Annotated in this window: 19 protein-coding genes; 11 read left to right on the forward strand and 8 right to left on the reverse strand. The window is 63.0% G+C overall.

Annotated features, from left to right (window positions below):
• Nucleotides 1-88 precede the first annotated feature (88 nt).
• Nucleotides 89-1,105, forward strand: coding sequence for a zinc-binding alcohol dehydrogenase family protein (locus QMO80_RS10370; protein WP_283199959.1), 1,017 nt, complete (start codon nucleotides 89-91; stop codon nucleotides 1,103-1,105).
• 220 nt (nucleotides 1,106-1,325) lie between these two features.
• Here the strand turns inward: QMO80_RS10370 and QMO80_RS10375 are convergent, their stop codons facing one another.
• Nucleotides 1,326-2,051: a copper homeostasis protein CutC gene (locus tag QMO80_RS10375; protein ID WP_283199960.1), complete on the reverse strand. Its 726-nt coding sequence runs from the start codon at nucleotides 2,049-2,051 to the stop codon at nucleotides 1,326-1,328.
• Nucleotides 2,048-3,289, reverse strand: coding sequence for a LysR family transcriptional regulator (locus tag QMO80_RS10380; RefSeq protein ID WP_283199961.1), 1,242 nt, complete (start codon nucleotides 3,287-3,289; stop codon nucleotides 2,048-2,050). The genes QMO80_RS10375 and QMO80_RS10380 overlap by 4 nt, the downstream gene beginning before the upstream one ends.
• Nucleotides 3,290-3,713: 424 nt before the next feature.
• Between QMO80_RS10380 and QMO80_RS10385 the strand changes: the two genes are divergently transcribed.
• From QMO80_RS10385 to QMO80_RS10410, 6 genes are all read left to right on the forward strand, one after another.
• Nucleotides 3,714-4,622 carry an ABC transporter substrate-binding protein gene (locus QMO80_RS10385; RefSeq protein ID WP_283199962.1) on the forward strand — a complete coding sequence of 303 codons (909 nt, stop codon included), beginning with the start codon at nucleotides 3,714-3,716 and terminating at the stop codon, nucleotides 4,620-4,622.
• Nucleotides 4,623-4,709: 87 nt separating this feature from the next.
• On the forward strand, nucleotides 4,710-5,876 hold the full coding sequence (locus QMO80_RS10390) for an ABC transporter permease (protein ID WP_283199963.1): 1,167 nt from the start codon (nucleotides 4,710-4,712) through the stop codon (nucleotides 5,874-5,876).
• Nucleotides 5,873-6,817, forward strand: coding sequence for an ABC transporter ATP-binding protein (locus QMO80_RS10395; RefSeq protein ID WP_283199964.1), 945 nt, complete (start codon nucleotides 5,873-5,875; stop codon nucleotides 6,815-6,817). Before QMO80_RS10390 ends, QMO80_RS10395 begins: the two co-directional genes overlap by 4 nt.
• A complete protein-coding gene (locus QMO80_RS10400; protein WP_283199965.1) occupies nucleotides 6,814-7,563 on the forward strand; it encodes an ABC transporter permease in 750 nt (249 codons plus the stop codon). The genes QMO80_RS10395 and QMO80_RS10400 overlap by 4 nt, the downstream gene beginning before the upstream one ends.
• 44 nt (nucleotides 7,564-7,607) lie before the next feature.
• Nucleotides 7,608-8,003, forward strand: coding sequence for a VOC family protein (locus QMO80_RS10405; RefSeq protein ID WP_283199966.1), 396 nt, complete (start codon nucleotides 7,608-7,610; stop codon nucleotides 8,001-8,003).
• Between the two features lie 67 nt (nucleotides 8,004-8,070).
• Nucleotides 8,071-10,527, forward strand: a complete 2,457-nt coding sequence (locus tag QMO80_RS10410) for a glycoside hydrolase family 2 protein (RefSeq protein WP_283199967.1) — start codon at nucleotides 8,071-8,073, stop codon at nucleotides 10,525-10,527.
• 357 nt (nucleotides 10,528-10,884) lie between these two features.
• Here QMO80_RS10410 and QMO80_RS10415 read toward each other — a convergent pair whose 3' ends face one another.
• Both QMO80_RS10415 and QMO80_RS10420 read right to left on the reverse strand, forming a co-directional pair.
• Nucleotides 10,885-11,277: a PRC-barrel domain-containing protein gene (locus tag QMO80_RS10415; RefSeq protein WP_283199968.1), complete on the reverse strand. Its 393-nt coding sequence runs from the start codon at nucleotides 11,275-11,277 to the stop codon at nucleotides 10,885-10,887.
• A 130-nt stretch (nucleotides 11,278-11,407) separates the two neighbouring features.
• A complete protein-coding gene (locus QMO80_RS10420; RefSeq protein ID WP_283199969.1) occupies nucleotides 11,408-11,536 on the reverse strand; it encodes a hypothetical protein in 129 nt (42 codons plus the stop codon).
• Between QMO80_RS10420 and QMO80_RS10425 the strand changes: the two genes are divergently transcribed.
• From QMO80_RS10425 to otsA, 3 genes are all read left to right on the forward strand, one after another.
• Entirely contained in the window at nucleotides 11,526-13,226 is a 1,701-nt protein-coding gene (locus QMO80_RS10425; RefSeq protein WP_283199970.1) for a long-chain fatty acid--CoA ligase, read from the forward strand. The two genes, QMO80_RS10420 and QMO80_RS10425, sit on opposite strands and share 11 nt — an antisense overlap.
• Nucleotides 13,227-13,587: 361 nt before the next feature.
• The gene (pgi, locus tag QMO80_RS10430) at nucleotides 13,588-15,213 is read left to right on the forward strand and encodes a glucose-6-phosphate isomerase (protein ID WP_283199971.1); all 1,626 of its coding nucleotides are present in this window, start codon (nucleotides 13,588-13,590) and stop codon (nucleotides 15,211-15,213) included.
• A 543-nt stretch (nucleotides 15,214-15,756) separates the two neighbouring features.
• Nucleotides 15,757-17,148, forward strand: a complete 1,392-nt coding sequence (gene otsA / locus QMO80_RS10435) for an alpha,alpha-trehalose-phosphate synthase (UDP-forming) (protein ID WP_283199972.1) — start codon at nucleotides 15,757-15,759, stop codon at nucleotides 17,146-17,148.
• Between the two features lie 143 nt (nucleotides 17,149-17,291).
• Here the strand turns inward: otsA and QMO80_RS10440 are convergent, their stop codons facing one another.
• The 3 genes from QMO80_RS10440 to QMO80_RS10450 all read right to left on the reverse strand — a co-directional run bounded on the left by QMO80_RS10440 (nucleotide 17,292) and on the right by QMO80_RS10450 (nucleotide 19,693).
• Nucleotides 17,292-18,218, reverse strand: coding sequence for a carbohydrate kinase (locus QMO80_RS10440; RefSeq protein WP_283200165.1), 927 nt, complete (start codon nucleotides 18,216-18,218; stop codon nucleotides 17,292-17,294).
• Nucleotides 18,219-18,280: 62 nt separating this feature from the next.
• On the reverse strand, nucleotides 18,281-18,970 hold the full coding sequence (locus tag QMO80_RS10445; RefSeq protein ID WP_283199973.1) for an orotate phosphoribosyltransferase: 690 nt from the start codon (nucleotides 18,968-18,970) through the stop codon (nucleotides 18,281-18,283).
• Nucleotides 18,971-19,042: 72 nt separating this feature from the next.
• The gene (locus QMO80_RS10450; RefSeq protein WP_283199974.1) at nucleotides 19,043-19,693 is read right to left on the reverse strand and encodes a TetR/AcrR family transcriptional regulator; all 651 of its coding nucleotides are present in this window, start codon (nucleotides 19,691-19,693) and stop codon (nucleotides 19,043-19,045) included.
• 100 nt (nucleotides 19,694-19,793) lie between these two features.
• On the opposite strand from QMO80_RS10450, the gene QMO80_RS10455 reads away from it, so the two are divergent.
• On the forward strand, nucleotides 19,794-20,276 hold the full coding sequence (locus tag QMO80_RS10455; protein ID WP_283199975.1) for a DUF1772 domain-containing protein: 483 nt from the start codon (nucleotides 19,794-19,796) through the stop codon (nucleotides 20,274-20,276).
• 182 nt (nucleotides 20,277-20,458) lie between these two features.
• Here QMO80_RS10455 and QMO80_RS10460 read toward each other — a convergent pair whose 3' ends face one another.
• Complete coding sequence (locus tag QMO80_RS10460) at nucleotides 20,459-20,995, reverse strand: glyoxalase superfamily protein (protein WP_283199976.1); 537 nt, start codon at nucleotides 20,993-20,995, stop codon at nucleotides 20,459-20,461.
• Between the last annotated feature and the right edge of the window lie 67 nt (nucleotides 20,996-21,062).

The following is a 21,062-nucleotide window of genomic DNA, read 5'->3' on the forward strand; positions in this document are numbered from 1 at the left end:
ACGTCCCCTCGCCCCGCAAGCGGGGAGAGGGTTAGGGTGAGGGGCAAATCTCGCGACACAGAGTAAAAACGAAGAATCGAGATCCGTCATGAAAGCAGTCGTTTGCCGGGAGCCCGGCGTGCTCGAGATCGCCGAACGCCCTTCGCCCGCCGCACCGGCGCCCGGCTGGGTGCGGTTGGCCGTCAGCCATGTCGGCATCTGCGGCACGGATTATCACATCTTCGAGGGCAAACATCCTTTCCTCGAATATCCCCGGGTGATGGGGCATGAGGTCTCGGCGACGGTGCTGGAAGCCGGCGACGGCGTTGCCATGGCGGTGGGAACACCCGTCATCGTCAATCCCTATCTCTCCTGCGGCCAATGCGTCGCCTGCATCAAGGGCAAGCCGAATTGCTGCACCAATATCAAGGTGCTCGGCGTCCATACGGACGGCGCCTTCTGCGAGGAGATCTCGGTTCCCGCAGGCAACCTCTACGCCGCCGAGGGCCTGAGCCTCGAAGCGGCGGCAACCGTCGAGTTCCTGGCGATCGGCGCTCATGCCGTGCGCCGATCGATGACCGGCGCCGGTGCCAGGGCGCTCGTCATCGGCGCCGGCCCGATCGGGCTCGGGGCGGCGATCTTCTCGCGCATTGCAGGCCATGACGTGACGCTGCTCGATACCAGTGCCGAGCGGCTGCAGATGGCCTCGGACCGTTTCGGCTTCATCTCCGGCATCGTCGCCAACGAGCAAACGGCGGACGCCGTGCGGGAAAAAACCGATGGCGATGGTTTCGACGTGGTCTTCGATGCGACGGGTTACGGCCCTTCGATGGAAAAAGCCTTCTCCTTCGTCGCCCATGGCGGCGCACTGGTGCTGGTCAGCGTCGTCAAGGACGAGATCCGCTTCTCCGACCCCGAATTCCACAAACGCGAAATGACGCTGATCGGCAGCCGCAACGCCACCCGCGCCGATTTCGAGCACGTGGCCGCTTCGATCGCCAAAGGCCTGGTGCCGGTGGACAAGCTGATCACCCATCGGACGACGCTTGCCGATGCACCGCGCGATCTCGCCCGCTGGGCGCATGAGAAGAGCGGGCTGATCAAGGCGGTGATCAGGGTTGGTTAGGGAGGGTTAGCGCCCCGTTTCGCCGAGTTGGATCGGCGGGACAAGCCCCTCATCCGCCTGCCGGCACCTTCTCCCCGCTTACGGGGCGAAGGGGGCGAGCCGCGACCTCTCCGTACCCCACTAACCTCGCGCAGGGCACGTCCCCTCTCCCCGTCAGAACGGGGAGAGGGTTAGGGTGAGGGGCAGCTGTTGAGCGCTGTGTTTGCGTCGGCGGCGCTCGCTAACCCACCGCCGCAATCACCCTGCACATCTCCCTGACCACCGCGACATCCGTCCTATTGCTGCTTTTCGCCTCGAAACCGAAGGCAACCGCACGGGGGTCCGCGCTTTCCACAGGCGAGCTGCAGGATCCATGGATCTCGCGGGCACCGGTTGCCTGCAAGATCGCCCTGGCATTGGCGGGGCGGATGCCGCTGCCGGGCATGATGGATATGCGGCCGGCCGCCTTGGCCGAGAGGCGTTTCAGGGTTTCGATTCCGTCGGGCGCCTTCAGCGCGCAGCCGGAAGTCAGGATGCGTTCGCAGCCGAGTTCGACCGCCTGTTCCAGCGCCTGATCGGCATCCGGCACCAGATCGAAAGCCCGATGCAGCGTCGAGCCGAGGCCTGAGGCATGCGTCCTCAGGCGATGGATCAGTGGCATGTCGAGCGTCCCGTCCGACCGGTTGGCGCCGATGACGACGCCGGTGAGGCCTGCGGCGCGCACGGCATCGATATCGAGCAGCATCGCTTCCTCATCTTTCCTGCCGAAGATGAAGGGACCGGCATGCGGGCGGATCATTGCGTAGACGGGAATGGGGGCGCGAGCGGCAATCCGCATCAGGCTCGGCAGCGGTGTCAGGCCGCCGAGCTCCAGCGCCGAGCAGAGTTCGATGCGGCCGGCGCCGCCTTCAATCGCGGCAGCGAGGCCGTCGGCGCTATCCACACACACTTCCAGCAGGACGGTCACGCGGCGCTCTCCCTGGCTTCGGCGCGCGCCATGGTCTGCGCGACGGCTTCCGATGTAAGTCTCGCCGCCGCTTCGATGATGACGGCGCAGGCATCGGCGGCGGCTTTGCGATGGTTGAAGGCGACGTGATAGGACATCGGCAGATGTTCGTCGAGATCGACGATGCGCACCTTATCGGCGATCGGCATGGCGCTGACCCGGCCGAGGAAGGAGACGTAACCGTGATTGGCGACGAGGTCGACGATGACGGGCAGCGAATCCGCCGCGGTGATATCCCGGCTGCGCCAGCGCCGGTTGGGCGCCCGCTCGTCGCTGAAGGCCATCGCCGCGTGGCCGAGGCCGGTGCGCGGGCTCGGCATGCAGATGGCGTGGCCGGCGACGAGGTCGGCGACTGTGGTTCCGGTACTATCAGGTGGCGCGATCACCACCATATCGGTCTGCAGCAATTCGCGATGGCGAAAGCTCTCCAGGCCGAAGACCGAATCCAGGATTGCCACATCGATGCGGCCGCTCTTCAGCGCCTCGCGCAGATCGTCGGCGGTCATAGAAACGAGCGAGATCGCATTGTTGCTGCGCCGCGCATTCCACTCGGAGACCAGCGAGCCCAGGCAGCGCGCCACCCAGCTTTCCGAGCCGGTGGGGATGATCGAGCCGATGCGCAGCGAGCGGGCGGCACGGCGATACCGCTCGTCGGCCGACGACTTCAGATCGTTCCACGCCTGGCTGATCGCCGTGAAAATCTGGTAGGCGCCCCTGCCCTCCTCCGTCAGCACCGAGCCCTGCGCCTGCCGCTCGAACAGGCGGTGACCCAGAAATTTCTCCAGATTGGCAAGCTGAAGCGAAAGCTGCGGCTGACCCAGGCGAAGGCGGCGGGCGGCACGGTTGATGCTACCCTGATCGGCGACTTCGAGAAAACGCTCGATGGTGACGATCTTGACGGGGATGCGGGCTGCCCAGGCCGCAGAGACGTCGGCGGCCGCGGCGGCCTGACCGGTGAATTGACCGAGTTCGCCGACCGCAGCGGTGATCGGCGTCAGGCCTTCCAGCACCCCGCCGCTGGCAAGCAGCGTCACCAGTTCACCGGAGGCGCGTTCCGTCAGCTTGATCGCCAGCGCGGTCTCGAGATGGCGGATCGCCGTCGAGACGGTGGAAGGCGACAGCTCGAAGCGGCGCGCGATCTCGCGGACCGAGCCTGACGTCAGGACATGGTGGCTTATGAACAGGGCGCCGAGATGCAAATCTCTCCCTCCGGAAAGCGCTGGAAAAACCGGACGATATGATGTGTTCACGAAAAAAGATATCCCTGCATCGGCAGAGCCGGATTATCGTTTCCGTCATAAGAAATCCGGGCGGCGGAAATTCCGCGGAAGAGCCAGGGAATACCGTGGAAACACGCAAGGGGACAAAAACAAATCGCGCCGGCCCTGGAAAAGGGAATGCGTTTCCGCGCCTGGACACGTATTCGCCGCCATAATCGTGCCGCGACGGCAAATACTGGAGGGGGCTTGCATCGATTTTTCGAGCGCGCACGCTATTTCCATGACGCACGCAATTCCGGCATGGCGGCCCAAGGGGTCCACGGTGCCGGCGGATTTTCTGCGCGCGCAGGCCTCCCGCCGAGGTTTGCGCCATATTCAACGGTGTCAACGAAGGGGACTTTCCATGCTGAAGAAACTCGCACTCGCCGTCTCGCTCTCCGCCTTCGCGGCGGGTGCGGCCCATGCCGCGGATGTCGTCGTCTCGTCGAAGATCGACACTGAGGGCACGCTGCTCGGCAATGTCATTGCGCTTGCGCTCGAAGCCAACGGCATCAAGACGCAGGACCGCATCGCGCTCGGGGCCACGCCGGTCGTGCGCAAGGCGATCACTGCAGGTGAAATCGACATCTATCCCGAATATACCGGCAATGCCGGCTTCTTCTTCAACAAGGCCGACGATGCCGCCTGGAAGAATATCGACCAAGGTTACGAGTTGGCGAAGAAACTCGATTACGACGCCAACAAGATCGTCTGGCTGACGCCGTCACCGGCCAACAACACCTGGGCGCTCGCCGTGCGCAACGACGTCGCCGAGCCGAACAAGCTGAAGAGCCTCACGGACTTCGGCAAATGGGTTGCCGGCGGCGGTGCCGCCAAGCTTGCGGCGTCTTCCGAATTCGTCAATTCGGCCGGCGCGCTTCCCGCCTTCCAGACGACCTACAGTTTCCAGCTGAAGCCCGACCAGATGGTAGTGCTCTCCGGCGGCGACACGGCGGCGACGATCAAGGCGGCGGCCGACCAGACGAACGGCGTCAACACCGCCATGGTCTACGGCACGGATGGTGCGATCGAAGCGGCCGAACTGACGGTTCTCGAAGACGACAAGAACGTGCAGCAGGTCTATGCGCCGACGCCGATCATCCGCGAAGAGGTGCTGAAGGCCAATCCGAAGATCGAGGAAGTGCTTTCGCCGATCTTCAAGAGCCTGACCGCCGACGAGCTGCGCAAGCTCAACGCCAAGATCCAGGTGGACGGCGAGCCGGCAAAGTCCGTCGCCGAAGCCTATCTCAAGGAAAAAGGCTTCCTGAAGTAATCATCGCTCGCTCCGCCCGATTGCGGGCGGAGCCTCCCTTTGCTGATAGGGTTGGCCGGACGGGACTGGTCAGACAGGGTTCGATTGATGGAAGAAACCTCAGCGGTCCGCAGGCTGGACCGGCTCGGCGTGGTTCTGGTGGCGGGCGGCATTGCGGCGACGGCACTGATGCCCTTCATCTACGTCAAGGCGAACCGCATCGCCGCCGGCAAGCCGATGCTGCTGACGCAGCTTCTTCCCCAGCCCTCCGTCGTCATCCTGACCGCGCTTCTCATTCTCACCGCCTTCGCCGCGCTGTTTCTCCGCAGCGCAATGGCGCGGCTCGTCATCGCCACAATCTGCCTCGCGGCGCTGGTCGTTGCGATCGGCCTCACCTCGACTGCGGCGACGCCGCCCGGCAGCACCGTGGCGCGCATGACGCCCGGCGGCGGTTTCTGGGTGCTGTTTGCGGTGATCGGGCTCGTCATCTCCGATGCGCTGGTGAAGATAAGGCTGGCGCCGTGGATGCGGGTCGCAGCGCTTGCGGCCTATACGGCGCTGCTCTTCATCTCGCTTTCCTCCGGCCTGCTCGACAGCCTGTCGATCATGAAGGAGTTCTCGACGCGGGCGCCGCAATTCGAGACGGAGGCGATTTCGCATCTGCTGCTCGCCTTCGGTTCGCTTGCCATCGCCATCATTCTCGGCCTGCCGCTCGGCATCCTCTGCTTCTGGGTGCCACGGCTGCGGGCCGTCGTGCTGCAGGGCCTCAGCCTCATCCAGACGATCCCCAGTCTTGCCCTCTTCGGCCTGTTGATGCTGCCGCTCGGTTATCTCGCCACCCATGTGGCACTGGCCGCCGCTATCGGCATTCGCGGCATCGGCACGGCGCCGGCGCTGATTGCGCTGGTGCTCTATTCGCTGCTGCCGATCGTCGCCAACACCGTCGTCGGCCTGCAGGGCGTCGACCCCTCGGTGCGCGATGCTGCGGCCGGCATGGGGCTGACGCGCCGGCAGATCCTTGTCCGTATCGACATGCCGCTCGCCTTTCCGGTCATCCTCACCGGCATCCGCATCGTGCTGGTGCAGGCAATCGGCATGGTGACGATCGCCGCGCTGATCGGCGGCGGCGGCTTCGGCATCTTCATCTTCCAGGGCCTCGGCCAGACGGCCATGGACCTCGTGCTGCTCGGCGCCGTGCCGACCGTCTTCTTCGCCTTCTCATCGGCCGTCATCCTCGATGCGGTCATCGACAGCATCCGGGGGCCTGCCGCATGAGCATGATCGAAATCCGCAACGTCACCAAGCGTTATGGTGCCGCCACCGTCGTCGACAATGTCTCGATGCAGGTCGAAAAGGGCTCGATCACCGTCATCGTCGGCACGTCGGGTTCCGGCAAATCGACACTGATGCGGATGATCAACCGGCTGGTGCCGATCACCGAAGGCGAGATCTTCGTCGGCGGCCAGAATGTCATGGACGTCGAGGTGACCGAGCTTCGCCGCCGGATCGGCTACGCCATCCAGGGGCACGGCCTTTTCCCGCATCGCACCGTGGCGCAGAATATCGCCACCGTGCCGCAGCTTCTCGATTGGGATTCCACACGTATTGCCAGGCGCGTCGAGGAACTGCTCGGGCTGTTCAATCTCGATCCGGCGACCTTTGCCGAGAAATATCCGCATCAGCTTTCCGGCGGCCAGCAGCAGCGCGTCGGCGTCGCCCGGGCGCTCGCCGCCGAGCCGGAACTGCTGCTGATGGACGAGCCGTTCGGCGCGCTCGACCCTGTTATTCGCGGCAAGGCGCAGGACGACCTCCTGGCGATCCAGAAGCAGTTCGGCACCACGATCATTCTCGTCACCCACGACATGGACGAGGCCTTCCATCTCGGTAACCAGATCGCCGTCATGAGCGAGGGCCGGCTGCTGCAATGCTCGACGCCGGAAAAGATCCTCACCGAACCCGCCGATCCCTTCGTCCAGCAATTGACCGGCACCTCCGACCGGGCGCTGAAGCTGATGTCGCTGCTGCCGCTGAAGGAGAGCATGGAGCCGGCCAAGAGCGGGCTTACCTATACCCTGCCGCAGTCGCTCAGTCTGCGCGACGCGCTCGCCGAAATGATCTGGCAGGGGGTCGACGAGGCGGCCGTGCAGGACGGCGAAAAAGCGCCGGTGGGATCGATTTCGATGACGCGGCTGCTCGAACTGGGCCGCAAGGCATGAAACTCGTTGTCGCCAATCTCTTCCGGCTGGCCGCACTCGCCCTGCTGCTCATCCTGCTGTTCAGGACCGAGTGGCTTTCCTTCCTCCTGATGCCGCTGACCAGCAACAATGCGCCGGCCGTCTATACGCAGAACAGCCTTGCGTCGCTGGCCGCCGGCCATCTGCAGCTCGTCGTCGGATCGATCGCCTGCAGCGCCGTACTCGCCGTGCTCGGCGGCATCTTCGTCACCCGCGAAAGCGGCGCCGACTTCCTGCCGCTGTCGCGGGCGATTGCCAATGCCGGGCAGACCTTTCCGCCGGTCGCGGTGCTGGCGCTCGCCGTCCCCGCCACCGGCTTCGGCGCCATGCCGACGCTGATCGCACTGTTTCTCTACGGCCTGCTGCCGATCTTCGAAAATACCGTCGCCGGCCTGAAGCAGGTGTCGCCGCAGGTGCTCGATGCGGCCGACGGCATGGGCATGAGTGCCACCCAGCGGCTGTTGCGCGTCGAGCTGCCGCTCGCTTTGCCGCTGATCCTCGAAGGGCTGAAAGTCGCGACCGTCATCAATATCGGTACGGCGACGATCGGCTCGACGGTGGCGGCAAAGGGCCTCGGCGAGGTGATCATTGCCGGGCTGATTTCCGACAATACCGCCTTCATTTTGCAGGGCGGGCTGATCGTCGGGCTGATGGCGGTGCTGATCTATGACGCCATGGGTCTTGTCGAAGCGGCGATCACGCGAAGAATCGGCTTGTGCGCGGCGTGAAAGGACCGCTACCACAGGCGTGACCGAAAGAATGGGAGGCAGAATTGGCGAAGATGATCCACTCCATGATCCGCGTTCTCGACGAGACGCGTTCGGTCGATTTCTATCGCAAGGCTTTTGGCCTTTCGGTTGCCGATCGCGTCGATTTCGAAACCTTCACGCTGATTTATCTCAGCAATGCCGAGACCGGCTTCGAACTGGAGCTGACCGTCAACAAGGGCCGCACCGAACCCTACGATCTCGGCAATGCCTATGGCCATCTCGCCGTGTCCGTCGAAGAGGTGGCGATCGAGCGTGAACGGCTGACGAAGCTGGGGCTGAAACCGGGTGAGTTGGTGGAGCTCAACCGCGACGGCAAGCTCTTCGGCCTGTTCTTCTTCATCAGCGACCCAGACGGCTACAAGATCGAAGTGCTGCAGCGCCACGGCCGGTTTCTCTGACGCGCCGCGGCGCCCCTCCTAAAGCCACCCCACCACAATTTCGAGCGGCATAAATCAGGAGCCTGCCATGATCGAGAAGACCGCGCTCAATTCCGGCTGGACGCTCACCTGCAACGATACAGGAAGGCCCGGCCTGCCGGAAACAATCGCCGCGACGGTGCCGGGCTGCGTGCATCTCGACCTTCTCGCCAACAGGCTGATCCCCGATCCCTATATCGACATCAACGAGATCACCAATGACTGGATCGGCAAAACCGACTGGACTTATCGCTGCACATTCGAGGCCGCGCCTGACGACGACAGGGTGCAGGAGCTCGTCTTCGACGGGCTCGATACGGTCGCGGTGATCGCGCTGAACGGCGAAGAGATCGGCCGCAGCTTCAACATGCACCGCACCTATCGTTTCGATGTTTCCGGGCTGCTGAAGGTGGGGGCCAACGACCTCGCGGTCAGCTTCCGCTCCGCCTATGCCTATGGCGCCGAGATGGAGAAGCATTACGGCTACCGTCCCAACAACTATCCGGGACCGGGCAATCTGATGCGCAAGATGGCCTGCAATTTCGGCTGGGACTGGGGTCCGACGCTGGTGACAGCGGGCCTCTGGAAACCAGTCAGGCTGGAAAGCTGGCGTCGGGCGCGGCTTGCCGAAACACGGGTGTCGGCCACGCTTGCCGGCGGTGACGGGCTGGTGAAGATCCATGCGAAGGTGGCGCGTCATGGCGACAGGGCGGCGTGCCGGCTGGTCGCGACGATCGGCGGCGTGACGACGGCGGTGGCGATCGGCGCCGGAGAAGACACCGCCGCCCTCGAGCTTCGCCTGCCCTCGCCTAAACTCTGGTGGCCGCATCATCTCGGCGCGCAGCCGCTCTATCCCCTGACACTCGAACTGATCGACGATGCCGGCGGCGATCTGCTCGACACCTATCAGCGGGAGCTCGGTTTCCGTTCGCTGAGGCTCGACACCTCGGCCGATGCGCATGGTTCGGCCTTCACCTTCGTCATCAACGACGTGTCGCTGTTCATCGCCGGCGCGAACTGGATTCCGGACGATTGTTTCCCCTCGCGGGTGACGGCCGAGCGCTATGCCGCCCGGATCGAGGAGGCGAAGGCCGCCAATATCCACATGCTGCGCGTCTGGGGCGGAGGCATCTTCGAGCGCGACGAATTCTACGAGGCCTGCGACCGCATGGGCATGCTGGTCTGGCAGGACTTCCTCTTTGCCTGCGCCGCCTATCCGGAGGAGGAACCGCTTCGAAGCGAAGTCGAGGCCGAGGTGCGCGACAATGTCGTGCGGCTGATGCCGCATGCCTCACTGATCCTCTGGAACGGCAACAACGAAAATATCTGGGGCTTCGACGAATGGGGCTGGCGGCCGATCATCAAAGCAGGCGAGAGCTGGGGGCTGGGCTATTATCTCGACCTGCTGCCGAGGCTCTGCGCCGAACTCGACCCAGACCGGCCCTATTATCCCGGCAGCCCCTATTCCGGCTCGATGGAGATCGAGCCCAATGCCGACGCGCATGGCTGCAAACATATCTGGGACGTGTGGAACGATGTCGGCTACGAGGTCTACCGCAACTATATCCCGCGCTTCTGCTCCGAATTCGGCTGGCAGGCGCCGGCCGCTTGGGCGACGATCGAAGAAAGCGTGCATGACGCGCCGCTGACGCCGCAATCGAACGGCGTCTTCCATCACCAGAAGGCGACGCAGGGCAATGACAAGCTGATCCGCGGCCTCGCCGGCCACCTGCCGGAACCGAAGACGATGGATGACTGGCACTTCGCCACCCAGCTCAACCAGGCCCGCGCCATCCGCTTCGGCATCGAGCACATGCGCTCGCATCGGGCGATCTGCAAGGGTGCAGTGGTCTGGCAGTTCAACGATTGCTGGCCGGTGACCTCTTGGGCTTCCCTCGATTCGGCCGGGCGCCGCAAGCCGCTCTGGTATGCACTGAAGGCCGCCTATGATCCCCGCCTGCTGACCATCCAGCCGCGCGGCGACGGGCTTTCGGCTGTGGCGGTCAACGAGAGAACGCTGTTCTGGCGGGCAAAGATCGCCGGCAAACGCCTGAGGCTCGACGGTACGGTGCTGGCCGAATTCGAATTCTGGCGCCTGCTCTGCGACCGCTTCGAGGCCAGGGAATTTCCGCTGCCCGAAAATATCGTCAGGCCTGGCTTACCGAAAGACGAGGTTGTTGTCGTCGAGATGCTCGACAGGCGGGCTTTCCATTATTTCGTCGAGGATATCGAACTCGCTTTGCCGGCGCCGCGGCTGAGCGTCGATGTCGCGGCGATCGAGGGCGGATTTGCGGTTACGGTGACGGCTCAGAACTTCCTCAAGGATCTCTGCCTGATGACGGACCGGCTGGATCCGGATTCCGTGGTCGATTCGATGCTGGTGACGCTGCTGCCGGGAGAGAGCCATGTGTTTGCGGTAAGGACGGCGAAGGTGATTCGGGCCGAAGACATCGTCCTCGGCACGGTACTGCGGTCCGCCAATGATCTTGTCGCAGGTCCGCAATAAACGCGGCCGCAACGTCTCGACTCCCTCTTCTCCCCTCGGGGAGAAGGTGCCCGTAGGGCGGATGACGGGGCCGAAGACACCGGCCTATCGAAGATAGGAGCCATGCGGACAGCGGCTGCATCGTGAACGTGATAAAGGTGCTGGAAAACGGCGTTGGCATTGGCGTGCCAGAATGGGTTCTACGTGAGGGGTGCGCCGTGTGGCCCCCTCATCCGCCTGCCGGCACCTTCTCCCCGAGGGAAGAAGAGGACATGACGTGAGCTCCCAGTTCCTCGCAACCTTTGTAAGATACGGCTACCACGCACCAAAAGGCCCCGCATCGCACGGGGCCCTTCCAGTTCCGCCTATCGGACGACGTTACATCCAGTAGGGCGGCACGCCGTAATAGTCATACACTCGGCGGCCATTATCGTTGTACCAGGTGTCGTCATCGTCCGCATAGCTCGGGGCGCCTTCGATCTGTTCCTTGGTCAGGTCGATGCGATAGCCGTCCAGCTGGGTGTCGTAGTTCAGCTTTTCCCAGGGCAGCGGGTAGTGGTCGTGGCCGATGCCCAGGAAGCCGCCGAAGCTCAGCACGGCATAGGCGACGCGGCCGTCGAGCTTGCCGATGATCAGGCGTTCGATCGAGCCGATATGCCTACCATCGGGGCCATAGACACGGGTGCCTTCGACACGGTCGCTGGCGATCAGCGAGTGGGTATCCTTGGCATTCGGGTCACGGCTGGTGGCGCCGGTATCCTGATTCAGCATTGTGCATCTCCTTTTGGTTTTCTCGGATTGGGTATGGAAGATCAACGTCATGGCGGGTTCAAAGTTCCCCATCTCCGGCAGGATTGCGCGACCGGTGAATGTTGACGTTTACGTCAAGGTTAGTATAGCTTCAATTCGGCTTGAACCATTCGAGCAATGGCATAAGCTGCCGGACTGGAAGATGGAGGATCTTTCGGTCGATCTGCCGACCGATCGTCGGCGCGGCGGCCGCAAGGGAGAGAGACACGATGAACAGCATTTCCGTCCATCCGAACGGAGCCAAGCCCGAGAAACCCTGGCTTGCCGCCTATCCGGAGATGGTTCCGGCCGAGCTTCCGCCGCTGGAACATGCCTCGCTGGCGGAACTGCTCGAAAAATCCTGCGCCCGTTACGCTGACCGGACCGCCTTTTCCAGCATGGGCAAGGCGATGAGCTACCGCGAGCTGGAAAGCCAGACGCGCAAGGTCGCCGCCTGGCTGCAGAGCATCGGCCTCAAGAAGGGCGACCGCGTCGCGGTGATGATGCCGAACGTGCTGCAGAACCCGGTCGCCACCTACGCCATCCTGAGAGCCGGTCTCGTTGTCGTCAACGTCAACCCGCTCTATACGCCGCGTGAACTCGAACATCAGCTGCGCGATTCCGGCGCTAAGGCGATCTTCGTCCTGGAAAATTTTGCCCGCACGGTGGAGCAGGTCCTGAACAAGACCGACCTCAAGCATGTCGTCATCACCTCGCTCGGCGAAATGCTGGGGCTGAAGGGGCTGATCGTCAATTTCGCCGTGCGCAAGGTGAAGAAGCTCGTTCCCTCCTGGTCGATCCCGCAGCACAAGAGCTTCGGCCAGGTGCTGCGCGAAGGGACGAAAAAGACGCTGCAGCCGGTGACGCTTGCCGGCAGCGACATCGCCTTCCTGCAATATACCGGCGGCACGACCGGCGTTGCCAAGGGCGCGGTGCTGACGCATGCCAATCTGCTTGCCAACAAACTGCAGCTGTCGCTCTGGCTGCGGTCGGCCTTCGAGCGCAAGAAACAGCCGGAGGTGCTGAATTTCCTTTGCGCCCTGCCGCTCTACCACATCTTCGCGCTGACGGTGAATTCGCTGATGGGCATGTCGCTCGGCGCCCGCAATATCCTGATCGCCAATCCGCGCGACATTCCCGGCCTCGTCAAGGAATTCGGCAAGTCCGATGTCCACATCTTCCCCGGGCTCAACACGCTGTTCAATGCGCTGATGAACAATGCCGATTTCGCCAAGCTCGACTTCTCCCCGCTGATCATGTCGCTCGGCGGCGGCATGGCCGTGCAGCGCCCGGTCGCCGAACGCTGGCTGAAGATGACGGGCATGGCGATAACCGAGGGCTACGGCCTTTCCGAAACATCGCCCGTCGCCACCGCCAACCGCTTCGATTCGCCCGAATTCACCGGCTCGATCGGCCTGCCGATGCCTTCCACCGATCTCGATATCCGCGACGAGGACGGAAAATCGCTGCCGCTCGGCGAGGTCGGCGAGATCTGCATCCGCGGGCCGCAGGTGATGGCCGGCTATTGGCAGAAGCCGGAGGAGACGGCGCGGGTGATGACCGACGACGGCTATTTCCGCTCGGGCGACATGGGTTTCATGGACGCACGCGGCTATACCAAGATCGTCGACCGCAAGAAGGATATGATCCTGGTGTCCGGCTTCAACGTCTATCCGAACGAGATCGAGGAAGTCGCCGCCATGCATGCCGGCATTCTCGAGGCGGCGGCGATCGGCGTGCCGGACGGGCATTCCGGCGAGGCGGTCAAACTCTTCGTCGTCAGGAAGGATCCGAAGCTGACGGAAGCCGAGGTGAAGGCCCATTGCATCGCCAATCTCACCAATTACAAGCGCCCGCGCTTCATCGAATTCCGTACCGAACTGCCGAAGTCGCCGGTCGGCAAGATCCTGCGCAAGGATCTGCGCGGCTGAATTTGACGAATTCAAAGTGTTATAGCCTCCTTCGTCTTTCAGACGTGCGGCGCCCTGTAATGAAATCAGCAGCCATCCGCTTCCTGCAGATGGCTCAGGCTGCGGGCAAACCATAAAACCCGCGACGTCATCCTCGGCCTTGTGCCGAGGATCTCGCCGGCCCCCATTAAGCCTCTGAAAATAAACGTTTTCCTGTCAAGCAATGATTGTGCTCAGATGCTCGGCACAAGGCCGAGCATGACGGAGGAGACTTTTTTCCCGCAGGTGGCTTTTTTCATATTAGAGGGGCGGCTGAACTTGATTTGGCCCCGATAAAGCGAATAGTTTCCGCAACCCTTTCCGCCTCCAAAGGAGCCTCCCCATGAACGCCATCGTCGAACAGCTGAAAAGCACTGCCGCCGCCACCAAGGCGACCGATCTCCGTGCGGCCTTCGCCGCCGATGCGCAGCGCTTCTCGCGTTTTTCCGTTTCGCTTGACGATCTGCTGATGGATTTTTCCAAGACGGCGGTGAATGACGACATCCTCAAGCTGCTGGTCAAGCTCGCCGAAGACGGCGGCGTCGAGAAGAAGCGCGAGGAGATGTTCTCCGGCAAGGCAATCAATTTCACCGAGGATCGCGCCGTCCTGCACACCGCCCTGCGCAACCGCTCCAACACGCCGGTCCTGGTCGACGGCAAGGACGTGATGCCCGATGTCAATGCGGTGCTCGCCGCCATGGGCAAGTTCGCCGACGACGTCCGCTCCGGCGCGCTGAAGGGTGCCACCGGCAAGGCGATCACCGATGTCGTCAATATCGGCATCGGCGGCTCGGATCTCGGTCCTGTCATGGCGACGCTGGCGCTTGCCCCCTTCCATGACGGTCCGCGTGCGCATTTCGTTTCCAATATCGACGGCGCCCATATCGCCGATATCCTGAAGCTGGTGCAGCCGGAGACGACGCTGTTCATCGTCGCCTCGAAGACCTTCACCACCGTGGAGACGATGACCAATGCGCAGACGGCGCGCAAATTCATCGCCAAGGCGCTCGGTGAAGCGGCCGTGCAGCATCACTTCGCCGCCGTCTCGACGGCGCTCGACAAGGTTGCCGCCTTCGGCATCGACAGCGCCCGCGTCTTCGGCTTCTGGGACTGGGTCGGCGGCCGCTACTCGATCTGGTCGGCGATCGGCCTGCCGCTGATGATCGCCGTCGGCCCGGAGAGTTTCGGCAAGTTCCTCGATGGCGCCCATGCCGTCGACAACCACTTCCGTCAGGCGCCGATTACCGAGAACCTGCCGATGCTGCTCGGCCTGATCGGCTTCTACCATCGCAATGTGCTGGGCTATCCCACCCGCGCCATCCTGCCCTACGACCAGCGCCTGTCGCGCTTCCCGGCCTATCTGCAGCAGCTCGACATGGAATCGAACGGCAAGGGTGTGACCATCGACGGCACGCCGGTCGAAGGCAATTCCGGCCCGGTCGTCTGGGGCGAGCCCGGCACCAACGGCCAGCACGCCTTCTACCAGCTGATCCACCAGGGCACGAGCATCATCCCGGCCGAGTTCATGATCGCCGCCAATGCCTTCGAGCCGGAGCTGCGCCATCAGCACCAGTTGCTGATCTCCAATGTGCTCGCCCAGTCGGAAGCGCTGATGAAGGGCCGCACCTTCGCGGAAGCCAAGAAGCAGCTGACCGACAAGGGCATGGACGACAAGAAGGCCGAATTCATCGCCCCGCACCGCGTCTTCACCGGCAACCGCCCGTCGATCACCTTCGTCTACGACAAGCTCACCCCTTACGCGCTCGGCCGCCTCATCGCGCTTTACGAGCACCGCGTCTTCGTCGAAGGCGTGCTCTTCCGCATCAACTCCTTCGACCAGTGGGGCGTCGAGCTCGGCAAGGAACTGGCGACGGGCCTGCTGCCGGTTGTCGAAGGCAAGGAGAGCGCGGCAGGCCATGATTCCTCGACGCAAGGGCTGGTCGCGGCGCTGTCGAAGCTGGCGAAGTAAGCGCTCGATATTGCCCCTCACCCTAACCCTCTCCCCGTTCTGACGGGGAGAGGGGACGTGCCATGCGAGAGGTGAGTGGGGAACGGAGAGGTTGCGGCATTGTCCCTTCGCCCCGTTTACGGGGAGAAGGTGGCGGCAGCCGGATGAGGGGCGAAGCGCGCTCCGGCCTTACAAACCAAGCTCATGCACCAGAGCGGATTGGCGCCAACATGGTCATTGCGGCCCGCAAATGATGAACTGAAAGCGGCCGGCCTGGGTGTATTCCTGGCGATAGGCCCTGCGGCACGAACCGGATTGAACGTTCTTCTAATAGAAAATTTTAGAAAGAATTCTTTCAATCTGATGGAATCGCCCTAGATTTAAGCAAATTCTGTGCGGAAATTCTCCGTTGTCCCCGTTGGCATCTGCACCGGCCCGCTCGCGTCCGGGTCGGCTCTGTCGATGTCGGCGCCTTCACCGTATGGTCCCTGCCCAAGTTCAGGAGATGCCTCAAGACGCTCGTCACACAGCGTTTTCATGTCCCATCTTCACAAAAGGAACCCCATGAGCCGTCTTATCGTCGTTTCCAATCGCGTTCCCGTGCCGAGCAAAGATGGCGGTGCGGCGGCCGGCGGCCTCGCCGTCGCGCTGCAGGCAGCCCTGCAGGAGCGCGGCGGCATCTGGATGGGATGGTCGGGAGAGTCGAGCGGCGACAGGGAACCCGGCGCGCTGTCGCTGCAGCAGAGGGGCAACATCACCTATGCCCTGACCGATCTCACCGACACCGACGTCGAGGAATATTATCGCGGCTTTGCAAACCGCGTTCTCTGGCCGATCTGCCACTACCGCCTGGATCTCGCCGAATATGGCCGCAAGGAAATGGCCGGCTATTTCCGCGTCAACCGTTTCTTTGCGCACCGGCTGGCGCCGCTGATCGAGCCTGATGATATTATCTGGGTTCACGATTACCACCTCATTCCGCTCGCCGCCGAACTGCGGCAGATGGGGCTGAAGAACCGGATCGGCTTCTTTCTGCACATTCCCTGGCCGCCGGCCGACATTCTCGTCACCATGCCGGTGCACGAAGAGATCATGCGTGGGCTCTCGCATTACGATCTCGTCGGCTTCCAGACGGACTATGATCTCCAGAACTTCGCCGGCTATCTCAGACGGGAGGGCATCGGCGACGACCTCGGCAATGGATTGTTCGATTCGCACGGGCGGATCTTCAAGGCCGGCGCCTATCCGATCGGCATCGAGACCGCAGCGTTTGCCGCATTCGCCGAAAGAGCGGCAGACAACGTGATGGTCCAGAAGACCCGGCGCAGCATCGAAGGCCGTGACATGATCATCGGCGTCGATCGCCTCGATTATTCGAAGGGCATCATTCAGCGGCTGGAAGCGTTCGAGCGCTTCATCACCGGCAATCCGGCCTACCAGAACAAGGTGACGTTTCTGCAGGTCACGCCGAAATCGCGATCGGAAGTGCCCGAATACGAGCAGATGCAGAAGATGGTCGCCGAACAGGCCGGCCGCGTCAACGGCGCCATCGGCACGGTCGACTGGGTGCCGATCCGCTACGTCAACCGATCGATCAGCCGCAACGTGCTCGCCGGGCTTTTTCGGCTGGCGACGATCGGGCTGGTCACGCCGTTGCGCGACGGCATGAACCTCGTCGCCAAGGAATATGTCGCCGCCCAGGATCCGGATCGCCCTGGTGTCTTGGTGCTATCGCGTTTCGCCGGCGCCGCACGCGAGCTGAAGGGCGCGCTGCTGGTCAACCCCTACGATGTCGAAGGTACCGCCAATGCGATTGCGCGGGGGCTCGCCATGTCGCTTGAGGAGCGCCGCGACCGCTGGAGCATGATGATGGAACATCTGCTCTCGCACGACGTCTCGCTCTGGTGCGAAAATTTCCTGCGGGACCTCGTGGCTGGTCCCGAACTTCGGCCGTAGCGTGGGTCCCCTTCTCCCCGCGGGGGAGAAGAGGGAACCTAGACGTCGCGGCATTCCTCCTTCGCCCCGCAAGCGGGGAGAAGGTGCCGGCAGGCGGATGAGGGGCCTGGAGCTCACGGCCGGGGCCGACGCTGGCCTATTCCTTAAAGCCCGATCTCATGCGCCCAGGGCGGGTTGGCGCCAGCGCGGGAGACGGTGACGGCGGCGGCTTTGGCGCCGAGTGTCAGGGCGTTGCGCACCGCCTGTTCGTCGAGCGAGGCGACCTGCGGCTTGGTCAGCAGGCCATCCCTCTTCAAGGACGCCAGCACTCCGGCATCGAAAGTATCGCCGGCGCCGACCGTGTCGACGACCGTGACGCGTTCGCTCGGCACCGTCACCTTGCGATCCTTGGTGTAACCGGAAGCGCCTTCCGCACCCTTGGTGATGACGACGAGCTTGGCGCCCTCGGCGATCCAATGGGCGGCGAGCGCGTCGTGATCGCCTGCAAGACCGAACCAGTCGAGGTCTTCGTCGGAGAATTTGACGATGTCGGATTTGGCGGCCATGCGCTTGATGCGGGCCATATGCGCCGGCTTGTCCTTGATGAAGCCGGGGCGGATGTTCGGATCAAGCGAGATGACGCGTTTGCCAGCCTCGCGGTCGAGTAGCGCTTCATAGGTTTCGCCACAGGGGCTCGGGATCAGGCTGATCGCGCCGAAATGCAGCGCTTCGCAATCATCGCCGAGGGTTGGCAGGTCAGCCTCGGTGATCATGCGGCCGGCCGTGCCCTCATCGTAGAAGGCATAGGTCGCCTGGCCGTTGACGAGCTTGACGAAGGCGATCGTCGAGGGGCGCTGCGTGATGGCGCAGGGGCTGTAATCGACATTGGCGGCCTTCAGCGTCGCAAGCAGGATTTCGCCCATCATGTCGTCGGCAATGCCGGTGAAGAAGGCCGTGGGGATGCCGAGGCGGCCGAGCGCGATCGCGGTATTGAAGATCGCGCCGCCGGCATAGGGGGCAAAGCCCTTTTCGCCAAGGGTCGTGTCCCTCGGCAGCATGTCGATCAAGGCTTCGCCGCAGCACAAAATCATCATATTCCTCCCAACAGCACTGATAGGTTCATCAACCGATTAAGCGAGCTTTTGTCAACTGGCTAGAGCGAAAGCTCACTGACGCCACCATTCCGTCCCGACCAAGCGAGCGGCGCATCGAGGAAGGCCTCGACTTCGTCAAGCGTCTTGGCGTCGAACAGCTTCTGCGCCTTGGCGACTTCAAGCATATTGCGCCAGGTGGCGATGTGATGCAGCCTGACCTTGCCGTCGGTAAAGCGCTGCTGGCCGAAGATGTCGTAGAAAAACAGCGCGATGCCGTGATCGACGATGCCGCCGGCGGCGCGGACGGCATCGATGAACTTGAACATGCTGGTTCCGGCCGTCGTCAGGTCCTCGATGACCAGCACGCGCGACCCTTCCGGCATATTGCCTTCGATCTGCGCATTGCGGCCATGGCCCTTCGGCTGTTTGCGGACATAGATCATCGGCAGACCGAGGCGATCGGCAAGCAGGGCGGCGAAGGGGATCCCGGCGGTCTCGCCGCCGGCGATGCAATCGAACTGCTCGAAACCGGCATCGCGCAGCAGCGTGCTGGCGGCGAAATCCATCACCGTCGAGCGGATGCGCGGGAAGGAAAGCAGCTTGCGGCAATCGATATAAACAGGGCTCGCCATGCCGGAGGCGAGTTTGTAAGGCTGGGCGGCATTGAAATGCACCGCCTTGATCTCCCAGAGCATCTTGGCCACCAGTTCGGCCATGACGGCGCGGTCGGGAAATGTCGTCTGGATCATGCGGCTCTCCTTCAGCTTTGCGTCTCCGGCAATAGCAGCAAGAGCCCATCGTTTCCAGACGCAAGGCGAGCCTTACAGCAAGAGACGGCCGATATCGGGCCCCTGCATCTTCTTGAAGAGCGCAATCGCCGCATCGCCCGCTTCCGCATCCAGCGAAACGGCATAACGCACGGCGGCGGCAAGCAGCTGCATCGTCAGCCGGGCGATCGCAAGAAGCTCGCCACGGTCACGCTCCGGCCACAGGCGGGCGAGCACGGCGAGCAATGCCTGGGCATGGAATTCCATATCCTCTGCATCGACCTGCTGCAGCAGCTTGTCGGTATGGGTCGCATGCCAGATGTCGCGCATGACAGGCTCGCGCCGGAAAAAGGCATAATATTCGTCGGCGATCGTGGCGAGCGCGCCGGCGAGCGCCGCCGGATCAGTGACCTTCGCCAGTTCCGCTTCCACGCAGCGCCTGCCCTCCTCGTTGAAGCGCTCGGCCAATGTCCGGATGATCGAACTCTTATCGGGGAAATATTGGTAGAGCGCGCCGAAGGAAAGACCGGCCTTTTCGACGATCTCGCTCATCTTCAAGCCGTCGCTGCCACGGCTTTCGATCAGCTCGGAGGCGACGGCGAGGATCTTTTCGAAGCGTTCGCGGCCGCGCTGCTGGCTGGGAATGCGGCGCGGCTGGCCGGTATGCTGCTGGCGCCTGCGTGTTGCGACCGGCTGTTGCGACATCGTCTCTCCTTCGACGGTTGACAAGGAAAATAAGAGAGTTTATCTGATTTTGCAAATGGGAGAGTTTCTCTTATTTTAAACCCTCGGAAGGAGCTTCGACATGCAGATCGTCCTCATCCTTTCCCTCGTCGCCGCGGCGATCGGCAGCGGCCTCGTCGCCGGCATCTTCTTCGCCTTCTCGACCTTCATCATGACCGCCTTCTCCCGCATCCCGCCGGAACAGGGCATCGCCGCGATGAACTCGATCAACGTGACGATCGTCCGCTCGCCCTTCATGGCGCTCTTCGTGCCGACGGCAATCCTCTGCCTCGTCATCGCGGTGCTGGCGCTGATGAACTGGCGCGGCGGGGCATCAACGCTGATGCTGGCGGGTGCGGCCCTCTATGTCTTCGCCTCGTTCCTCTCGACCATCGTCTTCAACGTGCCGATGAACGATGCGCTGACGAAGGTCAGCGGCAGCGGGGCGGAGGCGGCCACGCTCTGGGCGACTTATCTGAGGGACTGGACGTGGTGGAACCATGTTCGGACCCTGGCCTCGCTGCTCGCCTCGATGGCCTTCGTCCGGGTGTTGATGATGGTGTGAGAAAGCGGCGCCGGTGGCTGCCCCTCATCCGCCTGCCGGCACCTTCTCCCCGCTCGCGGGGCGAAGGGGGATAACCGCAACGTCTCCGTCCCTCGCCAACGTCTCGCGTGGCACGTCCCCTCGCCCCGTTTACGGGGAGAGGGTTAGGGTGAGGGGCAGCCACTGGTACAAACCCTACAATGCTACGCCTGCTCGCAAAAAACGATGCGGTTGCTGAACGGGTCGATGACGGTCATCTCCAGTCCCCAGGGCGCCTCTTCCAGGCCGGGCTTCATGTAGCGGTAGTCCTTGCCGGCGAGTTCGGCGTGGTAGGCGCGCACATGGGCGACGCGGACGAAGGCCTTGGCGCCGGGGCTGGCGTCGCCGGAATGTTCGCTGAGGTGCAGCGCCATTCCGTCACGCGAGACCTGGCAATAGAGCGGGGAGTTTTCCTCGAAGCGGTGCTCCCAGTCGAGATGGAAGCCGAGGAAGCCGCAATAGAATTCCATGGCCTTCTCGACCGAGAAGATGCGGAAGATCGGCATTGGCGGTTCGATGCCGACAGCCGAGCGGGAAGCACTCGCCGCATCGATCTTGGCCGAGAGGATATTCCATTGATCGAGCCCGAACTGGCGGGCGACGATTTCGAGGGTCTCGCTATGGGTCAGCGTAATGTCGCGGTCGGCAAGCGCCTGCCGCAAAGTCTTTGCCATGAGTTTGGCATCGCGAAAATCGCGCATATCTCATCCTTCCGTTGGCGGCAAACAGGACGATCAGTGCCCGCGTCTGCTGACCCGTTCGCCATCG

Origin of the sequence: Rhizobium sp. BT03 (assembly GCF_030053155.1) — a bacterium.
In the GTDB taxonomy this organism is placed as follows: Bacteria; Pseudomonadota; Alphaproteobacteria; order Rhizobiales; family Rhizobiaceae; genus Rhizobium.

Excerpts from the sequence above, each read along its gene's own strand:
- QMO80_RS10370 (WP_283199959.1), top strand. The coding sequence starts at position 89 with ATGAAAGCAGTCGTTTGCCGGGAGCCCGGCGTGCTCGAGATCGCCGAA.
- QMO80_RS10385 (WP_283199962.1), top strand. The coding sequence starts at position 3,714 with ATGCTGAAGAAACTCGCACTCGCCGTCTCGCTCTCCGCCTTCGCGGCG.
- QMO80_RS10390 (WP_283199963.1), top strand. The coding sequence starts at position 4,710 with ATGGAAGAAACCTCAGCGGTCCGCAGGCTGGACCGGCTCGGCGTGGTT.
- QMO80_RS10395 (WP_283199964.1), top strand. The coding sequence starts at position 5,873 with ATGAGCATGATCGAAATCCGCAACGTCACCAAGCGTTATGGTGCCGCC.
- QMO80_RS10400 (WP_283199965.1), top strand. The coding sequence starts at position 6,814 with ATGAAACTCGTTGTCGCCAATCTCTTCCGGCTGGCCGCACTCGCCCTG.
- QMO80_RS10410 (WP_283199967.1), top strand. The coding sequence starts at position 8,071 with ATGATCGAGAAGACCGCGCTCAATTCCGGCTGGACGCTCACCTGCAAC.
- QMO80_RS10415 (WP_283199968.1), bottom strand. The coding sequence starts at position 11,277 with ATGCTGAATCAGGATACCGGCGCCACCAGCCGTGACCCGAATGCCAAG.
- QMO80_RS10425 (WP_283199970.1), top strand. The coding sequence starts at position 11,526 with ATGAACAGCATTTCCGTCCATCCGAACGGAGCCAAGCCCGAGAAACCC.
- QMO80_RS10420 (WP_283199969.1), bottom strand. The coding sequence starts at position 11,536 with ATGCTGTTCATCGTGTCTCTCTCCCTTGCGGCCGCCGCGCCGACGATC.
- pgi (WP_283199971.1), top strand. The coding sequence starts at position 13,588 with ATGAACGCCATCGTCGAACAGCTGAAAAGCACTGCCGCCGCCACCAAG.
- otsA (WP_283199972.1), top strand. The coding sequence starts at position 15,757 with ATGAGCCGTCTTATCGTCGTTTCCAATCGCGTTCCCGTGCCGAGCAAA.
- QMO80_RS10440 (WP_283200165.1), bottom strand. The coding sequence starts at position 18,218 with ATGATTTTGTGCTGCGGCGAAGCCTTGATCGACATGCTGCCGAGGGAC.
- QMO80_RS10445 (WP_283199973.1), bottom strand. The coding sequence starts at position 18,970 with ATGATCCAGACGACATTTCCCGACCGCGCCGTCATGGCCGAACTGGTG.
- QMO80_RS10450 (WP_283199974.1), bottom strand. The coding sequence starts at position 19,693 with ATGTCGCAACAGCCGGTCGCAACACGCAGGCGCCAGCAGCATACCGGC.
- QMO80_RS10455 (WP_283199975.1), top strand. The coding sequence starts at position 19,794 with ATGCAGATCGTCCTCATCCTTTCCCTCGTCGCCGCGGCGATCGGCAGC.
- QMO80_RS10460 (WP_283199976.1), bottom strand. The coding sequence starts at position 20,995 with ATGCGCGATTTTCGCGATGCCAAACTCATGGCAAAGACTTTGCGGCAG.